This is a genomic window from Leucothrix arctica, assembly GCF_003172895.1.
Lineage (GTDB): Bacteria > Pseudomonadota > Gammaproteobacteria > Thiotrichales > Thiotrichaceae > Leucothrix > Leucothrix arctica.
Map to the genome: position 1 here is coordinate 75151 of NZ_QGKL01000043.1, position 15425 is coordinate 90575.

Consider the following 15425-nt stretch of genomic DNA (forward strand, 5'->3'; position numbering starts at 1 on the left):
CATGATAGACAGTCTATTACTAAAGCTGATTGAACAAGAGTCCAATAGCGAAAACATTGAAGCGATGACTGCTGACGGGTTTGAGCAGCCGAGCTTCTATGACCACTGGATACTGCCGTTACGCTATGTATTAGCGATGCGCTACATCAAGCATAAAAAAGCCGTGCTTGGCACATTTAAGACGCAGGGGATTTACCCCGTATTTCGTCGAGACTTTATCGGTGCCATGCAACAGCGCTTGCAACAAAAAGTTTGGTTTAGAGACGGCATCATGCCATCAACCCTACTTAGTCCTTTGTCAAAAGTCATATTTTACCCGCTGATCATTGCAGGTTTGCTTATTGGAAGCTGGCAAGCTCATACGTGGTATGTAAATAAAAACATGCACCTCGCCTTAGCAGACCGTATGCCCTACTACAGTGAACTACTGCACCAAGCTTTAGTTGCTAAGCAGTACGCTGCACAAAAACCATTAGAAGAAATTCTTGCAAAAGCCGAGCTTGAAAAACAGCACATTGTTAGCTTAGTCCCTAACAAAGGTGGGGTACGTACAGAGATGGAACGTGCCCTATCCAGCATGCAAGATGACACGTTAAGTAGCGCAGAAGTCATGATCTTTTTCAAAAGACTGAATGCTGAGATGGATATACAGAATCTGCCTTACTATATGTCGCCTAAGTTATTTACCGATGAGTGCAGCAGCTTTGCTCCCGGAGTCGACAAAGAAGAAAATGCCATCATTAACTTGCTGAGCCGCCTTCTTAATGAACAAAAAGTTGATGATAGCGTGCCACTTTGCCGTACCGGCATTATTACCGTGTACAAAGTCCAAGATAGAAAGGCGCTAGACTACATCGAAGACAATCTAGAAGATGAAGAGCTACCGCTTTATCACGTCTACCGTGCAGATAGAGTGCCAGCCGCTGATGGTGCGCTGGGCCTCACGTTTAAGAGCCAAGGTATCGGCTCGCTTATTCTATTGGATCAAATAAAACGCTTCAGTGAGCAGTCAGTATTACCCGCACTTACCTTTCAGGGACGCTCTTTCATCATCCCTTATTGGCTACAGGGCTACTACGACATTGAAGAAAATATTACCAAAAACTACAAGTCAGATATCACTGAGCTTTTCTCAAGCCCAGAGTCATTGAAGTTGCTTCGCAGTGCCGCTAAAGAAATGCTACTCGACCAACAACACCTAGCTTCATCACGTATGCAGCAAACTTTGCAGCGCTCACTTCCAGCAACAAGCTCAGAAGGTGCGCTCGACGTTATTAGTGGAATGATGGATACCTTGCGAGAGCCAAAACCTCAACCCGCCCAAAAAGCGGCAAAGGCTGAGCTTGAAAAGCTCATGACAAGTCTGTTACCGAGCATTGAATATCACGAGGCTTATCATCAGATTGAAAAAGGCGACTGGAAAGAACCTAGCTGGGTAGCAGAAGAGTTCTCATCACTCAGCGAGCGTGGCGTCGAAAGCAGTCTTGAAGAGTTAGGTGCTTATCTAACACAACTGGTCTATACCGACTCAAACCACAAAGTCTGGCTCACCAAGTTATTGTTATTTTCAATTAATTCAATGACTCAAGGACAGCCTGAGTATTACGCATCTTCTGTTATATTTTCTGCCATGCAAGACACCTACTTGCTGCAAGATATTTCACCTAACCATCGTTTAACCGTCGATGAGAAGGTAGAAATCTATAAGGCACTCTCGACGTACAATATCAGTGAGCTTCAAGACATGGCTAAAGTCGTCTTTGAAGCTTTATTTGAGCGCCCAGTGGTGACCCTGCAATAAATTAGTTAAGATGTTTGAAAATAAGTCATAAATTGGGAGATCGAAACGTGAATAAAACTATTATAAAGCCTGCATCTAAAGCGTTATCACTACTTACTCTAATTGCATTAACGACTGCTTGTAGTACTCAAAACCTTTCCTCTATACCTGGTAGTCAGCTGTATGGTCAAGAAAAGGAAGAGACGAAAAAAGCGGTGACTACTACTGCAAAGAAAGCCGCGCCTGTCGTGCCTGAAGTCAATACCGACCTTACTGTGCCGATGCGTAAAACGATACTAAAAGCACCCACGGTCGTAGCAACAAATAATACAAGCACAGCTACAACTGCAAGTACCGGAACCACTTCTGCTTTTGGTGTAACCGCTACCGCACCTAAAATGACCGTTGCAGCACCTGTTATTACCAAGCCTACGCAAGCACCTATTTCTAGCGCCAAGGTAACAACCATTCCAAAACCTGCTGCTGCAAAAGTGATGGCAACATCAAAGCCTGCCGCTACACAAAATACAACGCGTCGCTTAACACTTAATGGTAGTGCAACGTTTAAAACGGGTAGCTCTCGTCTAAGTGCTGACGGCAAGACAAAACTAAATTCACTAGCACGTAGTTTAAGCGCAGCGAACACCACTATTACTCGCTTACTTATAGAAGGCCATACTGATAGCTCAGGCTCTGCGTCTACAAACCAAGTCCTGTCACTTAAGCGTGCCAATGCAGTCGCTGACTACCTAGCTCAACAAGGTCTAATGCGATCATCAATGACAACGGTTGGCTTAGGTGAAAGCACACCCGTTGCTGACAACAAAACAAAAGCAGGACGCGCACAGAACCGTCGTGTAGAAATTACTGCAACAGGAAGCCGACAAACTACGCGCTAAGCGTTAAACTGCGGCATGCCAAACACACCACCTAATACGCTTAGGGTCGTTATACCGCGACCGCTATATCAAGCTTTTGATTACGAATGTGACAGCCAGCCTTTACCCGATCCTGGCTGTCGCGTGCGTGTGCCTCTCGGCCCAAACCATAGCGTTGTTGGTATTGTCATAGAAAATGGCTTTGTCAGTGAGTTTGAAAAACTCAGACCCATTGAGTCAGTATTAGATGAAGCGCCACTACTCGACAAACCCTTATTAGACTTACTTCAGTGGGCCAGTGTTTATTATCACCACCCCATTGGCGAAGTCTTCTTCACCGCCCTCCCCAACCGCTTGCGAGCCGGAAGACCGTTACAAGAAAACTTTGAATGGCATTTACAGTGCACCGATGTAGATGACGCGCTTAGTCAAATCAAACGTGCCAAACTGCAACAAGACTTACTCACTAAACTGCAAAAGAGTAGCCTCACAGAAGCGCAACTCACAAGTCTAATGATGAGTAAGTGGCGTAAGCCAATGCAGCAATTAGAAGATAAAGGTTGGGCCGAGCGGAGACTGGTTGTCCCTAAAAAGTCATCGGGTACTGACGTTGACCACCCTAACCAACACCTAATAGAGCTTAGTGACGAGCAAGAGCAAAACCTGACGCAACTAGCCGAATGGGTTGAAGCTGACGAATTACAACCCGTCTTGCTGCACGGTATTACGGGTAGCGGTAAAACCGAAATTTATTTGCGTGCCATCAAGCCTGTTTTAGAAAAGGGTCAGCAAGCCTTATTAATGATCCCTGAGATAGGTTTAACACCCCAACTATTCCAACGTTTCTGTGACTTCTTCCCTCAGCAGACTGTCGTCGCCTTGCACTCTGGACTGAATGACACCCAACGTGCGCAAAACTGGCAAAGTGCTCATAGCGGGGAAGCAGATGTTGTGGTCGGAACACGTTCATCCATATTTTGTGCCTTTGAAAACCTTGGCATCATTGTTATTGATGAAGAGCACGATGGCTCGTTTAAGCAGCAAGAAGGCTTCCACTACCATGCTCGTGACTTTGCAGTTAAACGTGCGAGCCAGTTAAAAATTCCCATTATTTTAGGTAGTGCAACACCTGCGCTAGAAACGTTGCTCAATGCAGACCGCAAACGCTATCACTACCTACAGCTAAAAAGTCGTCCCGGCACACGTACCCCTCCTAAGACGTCTATTCTCGACTTAAAAGGACAAACCACAGAAGCGGGTGTATCCAATACATTACTAAAACTGGTCGCCGAACAAATTAAAGATGGCAACCAAGTAATGCTGTTTTTGAATCGTCGAGGCTTTGCACCGGTACTATTATGCAATAGCTGTGGCTGGCATGCCGTCTGCCCAGCCTGTGATACAGACATGACTTATCACGCATCCCGAAATAAGGTTATTTGCCATCATTGTGACTATCAACAACAGGTAGGAACGCAATGTCCTTCGTGTAAAAATCCACAAATAAGCACTCACGGTCATGGTACAGAAAGGATTGAACAATTACTCTGTTCATATTTCCCACAAACACCAGTGGTGAGAGTGGATAGAGATACCACTAGCCGAAAGGGTGAATTGGCAAAAAAATTGGAAATTGTACGGGAGGGCAAACCCGTTATTTTGGTCGGCACGCAAATGTTAACAAAGGGGCACGATTTCCCGAACCTTACACTGGTTGGGATTTTAGACATTGATCAAGCACTATTTAGTACGGACTACCGCGCACAGGAACAATTAGCTCAGCAAATTGTCCAAGTCAGTGGACGAGCAGGTAGAGGGGAAAAACCGGGTCGCGTTATTTTACAAACGAGTCAACCGCAACACCCTCTTCTGAACCAACTACTGACACAGGGCTACAGAGCAGTAGCGGCACAATTATTAATAGAAAGACAAGCTTGGCAATATCCACCCTATGGGTTTCATGCGTTAATCCGAGCAAACACACCGCACTTCGAGGCAGGACTTCACTTTTTACAAGGAGTGAGGAATGATCTACAGGTTGTAATGTCTGAACAAGTTGGGGAAATAGGTTTATTGGGGCCAATGCCTTCGCCTTTAGAAAAGCGAGCAGGTCGATACCGCTACCAGATGATGGTTAGCGCAACAAAACGCTCTTCTCTACATTGTTTTTTGGATCAAGTAATTAGCACAATGAAGCGTCAAAAAAAGACGAAGGATCTTCGCTATACACTTGATGTTGATCCTACGAACTTCATGTAAGCTCATGTTTATTGAGAAATAATTTTCACTTTATCTTGCCTAATGACAAGACGAATGGCACTATTCAGAAAAACTACAATTAAATCGGACGTTGAAATACTGTTATGCAAAAAGATTTCAAAAACGCAAAGCCAGCCGAATCAGGCTATAAAACAGGAATGGCTTGGATGCTTGCCGGAGTATTCATGGGTCTATTAGTTGGTCTAAGCATGTATTTTTATGCTAACCGCAATACACCATCATTCGCAGCTAACATTCCAGATGTACCAGCATCTGAACTGACACATGCTCAGCGTGTGACACTAGCCAATCAGCAAAATACCGATGCGGTGATTACAAGTAAGACAAACTCTGGTCCGACGCCACTACCTGACGTTTTAGAAGAGCCTACGCCTAAAAAACGTGCCATCTTTAGCTTCCACGCGGTTTTGCCAAGTATTGATATGCCGGTTCAACCACGCACAGTTGCACTAGCGAACACTGCGACACAAGTAGAAGCTAGATCAGCACAATCGGGCGACTACATGCTGCAAGTTGCATCATTTAAGTCTTCAGCACAGGCTGATCGCTCACAACGTAAACTAAACCAACGTGGTGTTGCTGCAACCGTACAAAAGTACTCTAGCAAGGGTACAACTTGGTACCGTGTACTTGCAGGCCCTGTTGCTCCAGTTCAACTAGAAGACTGGAAAAGCCAAGTTAAAGGCCTTGGTTATGATCCGCTTGTCAGACGCGTTAGATAATATGCTATGATCTGGTCGATATAAGGTAATTCATTGATGGGGTTGATGATTTACCGACCAGCTGTTCAAAAATTGGGCTTCACTATCAACAATAATCAATCACAATAATGATTGGCTGGCACTTTCAAACGACCATAGAGGCTATCAAGTGAGTATTAATACCGTCCACTCAGGGGTAATGACGGAAATAAAGCAGGAACAAGTCACTACGCTTTACCGCAAGACCACGTTAGGATTCTGGGGAAACTTAGCACTGGCCGCTGTATTGAGCGTGTTTTTTGCACGTTATCATCAAGCGAACTCTGACGGTTACCTCACTTATTACCTAGCGATTTGGTTAGTGCTTTTAGTCGCAACCTGCTTCTATCGCCTTCGTGTTACTCAGCAGTTTAATCCTGATCATTTTCATGACTCTGGCGCTATTGTCCTTTGGGCAAATAAGCACATCTTGCTGACAAGCATTATCAATACCATTTGGGGTATCGCAGGATTTATCCTGATGCCTTTCGATTTCGCACACCAAGTACTGCTTACCATCACCTTGTTTAGTGTGTTATTGATTTCTATACCTGTGCTGGCTATTTCTCGCTTTGCTTTCAGTATCCAAATCATTGCAGTACTCACACCGTTAGTTGTTTCACTGGTTATCAATAGAAGTAGTGATGCGAATGGCTACCTACTGCCTATCGCCGTTATTGTTTTTGCTGCAACGATCTATTCTGTTTCAGACTATATCCACCGCACCCTCATGGAGCTTCGTGACTCGCAGTCTTCATTGAGAAAGCAGGCAAATACTGATCCATTGACACAAATTTCTAATCGTCGCTTCTTTGACCTAACCTTCAAAAATGAATGGCGTCGTTCAACACGGGATGGCGTACCTATCTCTATGTTGCTCATCGATATTGATGAGTTTAGTAAGTACAACGAGACTCAAGGCCAGCGTGCTGGTGACAACTGCTTGAAGGCTATTGCTTCGTGCATGGAAGTAGTTACACGTCGTCCTGCCGATCTTGCGGCGCGTTACAGTGGTGAAGAATTTGCGGTGTTGCTGCCAAATACCACTATGGAAAATGCGGCTATGCTCGGTGAGAAGCTACGCTCTAAAGTTGAAAGCTTACAGATCGAACACGCAGGCACTGACCACGGTGTAATCACTGTTAGCGTTGGTGTTTCTTGCTGTCCTCCGCCTGAAGAAAATAATTCGGATGACGATGAAGAGGAAGTAATGTACCCTGCGATGCTCATGAATGCCGCAGATAACGCGATGTTCCTAGCTAAAAAACAGGGACGTAATCGTGTTGCAGAACAAAAGTGCGGCGAACAACGTCTTGCCTTAGTGCTGCAAAAATATGCCGAAAAAGAAGCTACACGAACTTAAAGAACAACTCTCTAAATGCCAGGGGTCGCAGCGTTTTACGCTTTCGCGACGCCTGCAGCGTTTGCAAAAAAGCCCTGATGAGGCTGCACTTGAAAAAATGCAGCTCGCCATTGATGCTTCTTGTGCCCGTCGAGAGCATCGTCTAAAAAACCTCCCACAACCTACCTACCCACCTGAGCTACCTGTTAGCGAACGTCGGGAAGACATACTCAAGTGTATTAGTGAAAACCAAGTCACCATTCTTTGTGGTGAAACAGGTTCGGGTAAAACCACACAGATACCGAAAATGTGTTTGGAGCTAGGTCGAGGTGTTGATGGTCTAATTGCCCACACACAACCACGTCGTATAGCCGCTCGCAGCGTTGCAAGCCGTATTGCTGACGAGCTAAAGTCACCATTGGGTGACATTGTTGGTTACAAGGTTCGCTTTAATGAAGAAGGCAGTGACGATAACTACATTCGTTTGCTGACCGACGGCATCTTGTTAGCCGAGATTCGTAGTGACCGCTTCTTGAATCAATATGACACGATCATTATTGATGAAGCCCACGAACGTAGTCTAAATATCGACTTCCTTTTAGGTTACTTCAAATGGTTACTACCACGCCGTAAAGACCTAAAGCTGATAATCACTTCAGCAACGATTGATCCACAGCGATTCTCAAAACAGTTTGATGGTGCGCCAATTATCGAAGTCTCAGGGCGAACATTCCCTGTTGAGATACGTTACCGTCCTCTCGTCACTGATGATCCTGACGAGTTAGATAGAAACCAGATCCAAGGCATCATTGACGCGAGTGATGAACTACTGCGTGATGACCCCGGTGATATTTTGGTGTTCTTGTCAGGCGAGCGAGAAATTCGTGAAACGGCCGAGGCATTACGTAAGCACCACCCTGCTAGCATGGAAATCTTGCCACTATTTGCGAGATTGTCCGCTGCTGAGCAAAACAAAATTTTTAACTCAGGCCGTCAGCGTCGCATCGTCTTAGCAACCAACGTTGCAGAGACCTCTCTGACCGTTCCGGGGATTCGCTACGTCATTGATACGGGTGTTGCCCGAATCTCTCGCTACTCGTGGCGTGCGCGCGTACAGCGCCTACCTATTGAAGCTATCTCACAAGCATCGGCTAACCAGCGCTCAGGTCGTTGTGGTCGTACTAGTGACGGTATTGCTATTCGCCTATACAGCGAAGAAGACTTTGACAGTCGTAGCGAGTTTACCGACCCAGAAATACTGCGTACCAACCTTGCTTCAGTTATTTTACAAATGGCGATACTCAAGCTTGGCCATGTCGCTGACTTCCCGTTTGTAGAAGCACCAGACCAACGCATGATCAAAGATGGCTTTAAGCTGTTATTTGAACTCGGTGCGGTGACAGAAGACAATACAATCACCGAAATGGGACGCAAGTTGGCGCATTTGCCGACCGACCCACGTTTGGGCCGCATGTTGTTAGCGGCACAAAAGTTTGGTGCATTAAAAGAAACACTGATTATCGTCAGCGCCCTAGCTAGCCAAGATCCTCGCGAACGCCCGATGGACAAGAAACAAGCGTCTGATGAAAAACACGCACGCTTTAAAGACGAAAAGTCTGACTTCATGAGTTATCTCAAGTTATGGAATTACACTCAAGAACAACGCAAAGAACTCACTCAGAATAAATATCGCCAGCTTTGCAAAAAAGAATTCTTATCCTACATGCGTTTGCGTGAGTGGGAAGATATCTATCGCCAGCTTAAAGAAAGTCTGAAAGACCAAGGCATAAAAGAAGCAGGTAATGAGGCAAGTTACGAGTCTATTCACCAAAGCTTGCTGACAGGCCTACTTGGCCACGTTGCGCTGCATGAAGAGCGCCAAGAGTACCTTGGGGCTAACGGCCGCAAGCTATTGATCTTCCCTGCTTCAGGACTGCGTAAGAAAACACCTAAGTGGATTATGGCCTCTGAGCAGGTTGAGACGTCACGCTTATTTGCACGCACTGTTGCCGCGATTCAACCCGAATGGATTGAACAGCTTGGTCAGCACTTGATTCGTCGCACATACAGCGAGCCGCGTTGGGAAAAACGTCCTGCACAAGTCGGCGCTGATGAGCGCACCACGCTTTACGGCATCACGATTGTGGGACAGCGTCGTATTAACTTTGGCCCGATTGACCCTAAGACATCACGTGAAATATTCATTCGTCATGCGTTGGTCTACGGTGAGTTTGACAGTAAAGCGGCGTTTTTAAAGCACAACCGTGAGCTAATCAAAGAAGTAGAAAAACTTGAAGCAAAAGCGCGTCGTCGCGATATTCTTGTCGACGAAGACATACTCTTTGAATACTACGATAAGCACCTGCCTGAGCATGTTTACAACGGTAAAGCGTTTGAGAAATGGCGCAAGATAATTGCCGTGAAAAAGCCTCAGACACTGATGATGACCAAAGAAGACTTGATGCAGCGTGATGACTCACATGTGCAAGCCGAACAATACCCAGACAGTCTTGAAGTGAATGATATGCGCTTGCCGCTGACCTACCACTTCGAACCGGGTAACGAGACTGATGGTGTCACCTTACGTGTGCCTGCTGCAGCATTACACCAGCTAAACTCGCAACGTTTTGACTACCTTGTACCGGGTATGCTGGAAGATAAAGTCACGGAACTGATTCGTTCTTTACCTAAGCAAACACGCAAACAGTTTGTACCTGTGCCAGATTATGCAAAGGCCTGTTGTGAATCGCTCAAAACCAGTGACGATGAAAGCTTGCTGTCTGCGGTAGCTCACCAGTTACACCGTATGTCTGGGACTAAAATCGACACTGAGACACTCAAATCACTGACGTTCTCTGATCATCACCGTATGCGCTTTGCTGTGGTCGATGAAGCAGGAAAAATCATTAAGTCAGGTCGTGATTTAGACGTCTTAAAAAATGGCGTTGAGCGAACCACGAGCGCCAATCTGCAAAAACAGGCAACACAAAGCATTGAACAAGAAAGCATCACAGACTGGAGTTTTGGCGACTTACCTGAAGATACCATCGTTAAAACAGCAGGAATGCAGATCAAGGCATGGCCAGCGTTAGTTGACAAAAAAGACTCCGTTGCCATTCAATTGTTTGATAACCAAGCTAAGGCTGAACAGCAAACAGGCTTACGACGCTTGTATATGCTAGCAATGAAAAAAGACGCAACCTACTTAGAAAAGAACCTGCCAGATGCACAAAAGCTTTGTCTCAACTACGCCTCTACTGGTAGCTGCAAAGAGCTCAAAAAGAGCATCGTAGATAACAGTTTCCGCTTAACGTTTGATTGTAAAAATGTGCGTGGCGAAGCAGCGTTCAATAAAGAATTAGAAACGAATAAAGCTCAGCTAATCCCTACCGCAAATATCATTTGTGAGTACTTATCCGTTTGTTTACCTAGCGTGCACGCCATTCGTAAAGGCTTAAAAGGCAGTATCAACCCGCAAGCACTTCAAGCGCTGGGCGATATTAAGCAGCAGCTAGAGCAATTAGTTTACCCTGGCTTTTTAGATAGCTTGAGCTTAGTAACACTGAAGGAATACGGTCGCTATTTGAAAGCGATTGAACGACGTTTGGAAAAACTTGGTCATTCGGCTCAAAAGGATCGTGAATTACGCCTGCCTGCAACTAAGCACATGGAGCAATATTTACAGCTAATTAAGAGTAAACCAGAGCTGATTCACGATCACGAAACTCAACAATATCGTTGGATGATTGAAGAGCTCCGTGTGTCGTTGTTTGCACAAGAACTTGGAACTTCAATGCCTGTTTCTGACAAGCGATTAAAGAAACAATGGCAATTGATTAATAGCGTTTAGAAACTTTCAGTAATCTCAACAATATCAACGACCACAGTCATAACCGGTGGCTCATCAATAAACCCTGAAAACGCACCCGAAATTGGCGGTACCGTTTCAGGGTTTGAGCTAACGGCAATCGGAATATAGCTACTATCAACCACTTTACCCGAAGTAGAGTCGAAGCCTTTCCAACCCGCACCCGGCAAGTAAATTTCAGACCAAGCATGTGTCGACCCTGACTCTATCGGCAAGCCTTTCACATACTGGTAGCCACTGATAAATCGAGCGCCCATGCCTAATGCACGGCACGTTTCGATAAATAGCGTCGCCATATCTCGGCAAGAACCGGTTTTCTTAGTCAACGTCACTAGCGGGCTTTGAACCCCTGCTTCTTCACGTACCTTGTAAACGATCTGATTCTTGATTGCCTTGTTGATATTATCCAACAACACATAAGTCTCTATCTTCTGACCTACCTTCCAAAACTGATGAATCCAGTCTTCAATCGCCTTGCTATCATCAGGAAACGTCGACGCTTGATAAGGGATTAAGTCATTAAGCTCTACAGCAGCATGCTCAAAAGGAAAGTGCACTGCATGCTTCTCAATCAAGAAATCTAACGGTGCATCGTCACGATTTTCAATAATGACTTCACTTGATATATATAACTTGTCACTAGGTTTCTCAAAGGTAACCACAGCAACACTATTATCAGATATGTCTCGATGCCATCGCACCTGATTCTTAGGCTCAATAGTTAGCAATGAGTTTTTAATTCTTACATAGTGTCCTTCACGAGGACGAAACAGTAGCTTATGAGGCAAAAACATAACCTCATTAGGGTACTGATAACTCGTCGTGTGCCTAATTCTCAACCTTCTCATGTCAAATCCTTAAGTAACTTTTTATTGAGCAATATCAGGGTCAGAAATAACAGGAGCACTCTTAACAGGCAACTTCTGAAGAGCAGGTGACGATGATAACGAAGCCTTTTGAGATTCTGATAACACTGGTAGCTCTGGCAGCGTACCAAAAGCCTCTAACAATGCCTCACCCCAGCGTTTACGTAATAGACGCAAGTACGCATCACTATTACGGAAGATACGATACTGACCAGGCGTTAAAGTTCCAACGTCATAACTAATAATTTCAATGGGTGGCCCTACCGTTACATTACTTCGCATCGTTGAGTCCATTGAAACCATCGCAGCACGAATGGCATCTTCCTCTAGTGTATCTTCAACGATCACTCGGTCAAGTAACGGCTTACCGTACTTAATCTCACCAATCTGCAAAAATGGCGTCATAGCAGGACAGGTAATATGGTTTCCTTGTGGGTACACCATAAAGATTTCAGGTGGATCTAATCCGATCTGACCACCAAGAATGAAGGTTGATTCTGCATTAAACCCAGACGTCATCTGTGCATTATTGTGTTTATTCTGCATCATCAGACTTACCCTTCCAACATAATCAGCCGCATCGGAGAGGTACTTAACCGTGTGGAGATTGGTCTCTTCTTCCTCCCGAATATCACGGTTGATTTGCATCACAACATCTTGTGTTGTTGCCAGGTTTCCAGCACTTAATAATACAAACTGACGCTTTCCCGGAATCCCCCAACTAAAAATTTTGCTATAGGTACTCACATGGTCTGGGCCCGCATTCGTTCGTGAGTCAGATGCAAAGATCAAATGGGTATTAGTTTTAATTGCTATACAGTAAGTCATCGTTTTTTTTCGTTTAAAATTTAATCATAAGCAAATACATGCTTAATTTTGGGGTATATTGACCAAACAACCTTCAGTAGGTCATTTGAAAGAGGTGTGTAATTTTTATACTGTGATAGAATAGTATCAGAAATAAAAAATTACACTTTAGTAGCCTACTCCTTAGCTCGAAGGAGGTAATTTCTTAGTCAGGATATTACCCGTAAATCAAAAGTTTTACTTTAAAAGATTAAAAAATAGTTTTGTAAACTAGCTAAACGTTTGGATATATTAACTATACACAGGGAATGGCATGGAGTTTGCTTGATACTAGGTAAACCTTCGCTATCACAAAGACACCATTTAAAGGAAACAGTCCATGAAGTGGAATACCTATGACCCAGCACCGTTTTTTGATGAGGTTTTAGAAGATATTGATAAACCTCGTCCCGTTGCTGCAAACCTACTAAAGTATATAAAATCACTTTCGAATGAAGAATTACAGATTAGAAAAGAAGCCTCACAGCTATGTATAGAAGGAATGGGCGTCTCTTTTACCGTCTACTCCGAAGGCAATAACATCGACCGTGACTGGCCGTTTGATATCATCCCTCGCCCCATCTCTGCGGATGAGTGGGAACAAGTTGATAAAGGCCTTAAGCAGCGACTTAAAGCTCTAAACCTGTTTATTAATGACGTCTATAACGATCAAAAAATAATCAAAGACGGGGTTGTACCGGGTCATTTAATTGACGGCTCAAGTAATTACCTAGAGGCTTGTAAGGGTATTACACCCCCACATGGCGTGTGGGCCAACATTTCAGGCACCGATTTGGTGCGTGACGGTGAAGGCACCTTTAGGGTGCTTGAAGATAACTTGCGTGTTCCCTCCGGCGTTTCTTACATGATAGAAAACCGTGGCGTTACAAAACGAACCTTTCCCGAGTTGTTTGACGAGCAAAGCATAATGCCGGTGTCAGACTACCCAATTAAGCTTTATGAGATGTTAGCGTCGCTATCACCTCGCAACGTAGACGCGCCTCTTATTGCAGTGCTTACACCGGGTATTTATAACTCTGCTTACTTTGAACACTCATTTTTAGCACAAGAAATGGGCGCACAATTAGTAGAAGGTGCTGACCTATTCGTTGATGAAGACGACTGCGTCTATATGCATACCGTTAATGGTAAGCGCATGGTTGATGTAATTTACCGTCGTGTTGACGACACATTCCTAGACCCTGAAGTATTTAATAAGGACTCGATGCTAGGTGTGCCAGGCATTATGCGCTCTTGGAAACAAGGTAAAGTAGCTATTGCCAATGCCCCAGGCAGCGGTGTTGCGGACGACAAGGCAGTATACGCCTACGTCCCAGACATGATTAAATACTACCTTGATGAAGAAGCAATTCTTCCAAACGTGAAGACTTACCTATGTCACATTGAAGAAGACCTTCAATACACGTTGGACAATATCGAAGAGTTAGTCGTTAAACCTGTCAATGAGTCAGGCGGTTACGGCATTTTGATTGGCCCAAGAGCAACGAAAGAAGAGCACGAAGAATTCCGGAAGTTGATTAAAGCCAACCCGCGCAACTACGTCTCTCAACCGACATTAAGCTTATCGACTGCGCCTGTTGTAACGGATGCGGGTATTTCACCTCGTCATCTCGACCTTCGTCCCTTTATATTACAAGGCAAAGATTGCTGGGTAACAAAAGGTGGACTCACACGTGTTGCCATGACTGAAGGCTCGCTGGTTGTAAATTCCTCACAGGGTGGAGGAAGCAAAGACACTTGGATTGTGGAAACGTAAACGCTCAACTTTCTACAATAAAAAGTGGGTAACAAGGATACTGTTACCTGGACTACTCTATACGATAAAAGGATACTGCTATGTTATCTAGAAATGCAGAGCGTACTTACTGGTTAGGACGATATGTGGAGCGAACGGAAGACACCGCTCGCCTATTAAATGCTTTTACACACGTCATGATGGACATCCCTAGCTCGGGAAAATTGGGCTGGGATGTACTCTTAAAAATAATGGCATCTGAAGAGTTATTTTACGAAAGCTACGACAAAGCGACGGAAAGCAATGTCATCAAGTTTTTACTTTGCGACGAAGAAAACCCAAGCTCTATTCGATCGGCAGTAAAAGCGGCGAGAGAAAATGCCCGTACTTTACGAGATAGACTACCAGCAGAAGCATGGGAAATGCTCAATGACCTAAACTTGTTTCTCAAAAAAGGCGCTGAAGAGGCGTTACACCAACGTAACCGTTTTCAATTCCTCAAAGACACTGTCTCTAAATGCCAACGTTTCAACGGTATGGTTCGCACCACGCTTAGCCGTACACAAGTCTATGAGTTTTTAATCCTAGGCGCCTGTATCGAACGCGCTGATATGACGACTCGCCTACTGGATGTTGCGGCAGGTGTATTACTTAGTCGCGCAGACAATTTAAGAACTTTTGACAACCACATTTGGCTGGAGATTCTTAAAGCTCACAATGCTGTGATGATGTACCGCATGGTCAATGGCCCGATGATATCGCCTAAACCCGTATTGAGCTTCCTTATCGGCGAAGATGAATTCCCTCGGTCAATCAAGCATTGTCTAGACTCAACTAAGTCGCTGGCAGAAAATTTACCGCGCAATGAAACATTCATTAAAAACATTGATGCGTTGATTTCCAACCTAGACTCATACAAACAGCATGGTAAAGTCCAGTTGGAAGACCTGAGCGAGTTCTTTGACGAGACCCAGCAAGGTATCAACGAGTTACACCAAATCATCGCCACAACGTGGTTCCTTAGTGCGGTTGCACCTGAACAAACTCAAACACAGACTGAGGTCTAACT

10 protein-coding genes are annotated in these 15425 nt (G+C 44.7%); 8 read left to right on the forward strand and 2 right to left on the reverse strand.

All coding sequences use genetic code 11. The features are described from left to right. Nucleotide 1: 1 nt before the first annotated feature. The 6 genes from DKT75_RS20905 (at nt 2) to hrpA (ending at nt 10870) form a co-directional block, all read left to right on the forward strand. Complete coding sequence (locus DKT75_RS20905) at nt 2-1801, forward strand: hypothetical protein (protein WP_109826729.1); 1800 nt, start codon at nt 2-4, stop codon at nt 1799-1801. 47 nt (nt 1802-1848) lie between these two features. Continuing rightward, nucleotides 1849-2679: an OmpA family protein gene (locus DKT75_RS20910; RefSeq protein WP_109826731.1), complete on the forward strand. Its 831-nt coding sequence runs from the start codon at nt 1849-1851 to the stop codon at nt 2677-2679. Nucleotides 2680-2694: 15 nt separating this feature from the next. Then, nucleotides 2695-4917, forward strand: coding sequence for a primosomal protein N' (locus DKT75_RS20915; RefSeq protein ID WP_109826734.1), 2223 nt, complete (start codon nt 2695-2697; stop codon nt 4915-4917). A 104-nt stretch (nt 4918-5021) separates the two neighbouring features. After that, nucleotides 5022-5660 carry an SPOR domain-containing protein gene (locus tag DKT75_RS20920; RefSeq protein WP_109826736.1) on the forward strand — a complete coding sequence of 213 codons (639 nt, stop codon included), beginning with the start codon at nt 5022-5024 and terminating at the stop codon, nt 5658-5660. 148 nt (nt 5661-5808) lie between these two features. After that, entirely contained in the window at nt 5809-7041 is a 1233-nt protein-coding gene (locus DKT75_RS20925) for a GGDEF domain-containing protein (protein ID WP_146201416.1), read from the forward strand. Further along, a complete protein-coding gene (hrpA, locus tag DKT75_RS20930) occupies nt 7013-10870 on the forward strand; it encodes an ATP-dependent RNA helicase HrpA (protein WP_109826740.1) in 3858 nt (1285 codons plus the stop codon). Before DKT75_RS20925 ends, hrpA begins: the two co-directional genes overlap by 29 nt. Here the strand turns inward: hrpA and DKT75_RS20935 are convergent. Together DKT75_RS20935 and DKT75_RS20940 are read right to left on the reverse strand one after the other, a co-directional pair. Then, nucleotides 10867-11736, reverse strand: a complete 870-nt coding sequence (locus tag DKT75_RS20935) for a transglutaminase family protein (protein WP_109826742.1) — start codon at nt 11734-11736, stop codon at nt 10867-10869. The two genes, hrpA and DKT75_RS20935, sit on opposite strands and share 4 nt — an antisense overlap. Before the next feature lie 21 nt (nt 11737-11757). Beyond that, a complete protein-coding gene (locus DKT75_RS20940; protein ID WP_109826744.1) occupies nt 11758-12582 on the reverse strand; it encodes a proteasome-type protease in 825 nt (274 codons plus the stop codon). 358 nt (nt 12583-12940) lie between these two features. Between DKT75_RS20940 and DKT75_RS20945 the strand changes: the two genes are divergently transcribed. Together DKT75_RS20945 and DKT75_RS20950 are read left to right on the forward strand one after the other, a co-directional pair. Next, entirely contained in the window at nt 12941-14377 is a 1437-nt protein-coding gene (locus DKT75_RS20945; RefSeq protein ID WP_109826746.1) for a circularly permuted type 2 ATP-grasp protein, read from the forward strand. Nucleotides 14378-14457: 80 nt separating this feature from the next. After that, nucleotides 14458-15423 carry an alpha-E domain-containing protein gene (locus tag DKT75_RS20950; protein WP_109826748.1) on the forward strand — a complete coding sequence of 322 codons (966 nt, stop codon included), beginning with the start codon at nt 14458-14460 and terminating at the stop codon, nt 15421-15423. Nucleotides 15424-15425: the final 2 nt, after the last annotated feature.

What these genes read in the sequence shown, in the direction of transcription:
- DKT75_RS20905 (WP_109826729.1), top strand. Translation starts at nt 2, where the DNA reads ATGATAGACAGTCTATTACTAAAGCTGATTGAACAAGAGTCCAATAGC.
- DKT75_RS20915 (WP_109826734.1), top strand. Translation starts at nt 2,695, where the DNA reads ATGCCAAACACACCACCTAATACGCTTAGGGTCGTTATACCGCGACCG.
- DKT75_RS20920 (WP_109826736.1), top strand. Translation starts at nt 5,022, where the DNA reads ATGCAAAAAGATTTCAAAAACGCAAAGCCAGCCGAATCAGGCTATAAA.
- hrpA (WP_109826740.1), top strand. Translation starts at nt 7,013, where the DNA reads ATGCCGAAAAAGAAGCTACACGAACTTAAAGAACAACTCTCTAAATGC.
- DKT75_RS20935 (WP_109826742.1), bottom strand. Translation starts at nt 11,736, where the DNA reads ATGAGAAGGTTGAGAATTAGGCACACGACGAGTTATCAGTACCCTAAT.
- DKT75_RS20940 (WP_109826744.1), bottom strand. Translation starts at nt 12,582, where the DNA reads ATGACTTACTGTATAGCAATTAAAACTAATACCCATTTGATCTTTGCA.
- DKT75_RS20945 (WP_109826746.1), top strand. Translation starts at nt 12,941, where the DNA reads ATGAAGTGGAATACCTATGACCCAGCACCGTTTTTTGATGAGGTTTTA.
- DKT75_RS20950 (WP_109826748.1), top strand. Translation starts at nt 14,458, where the DNA reads ATGTTATCTAGAAATGCAGAGCGTACTTACTGGTTAGGACGATATGTG.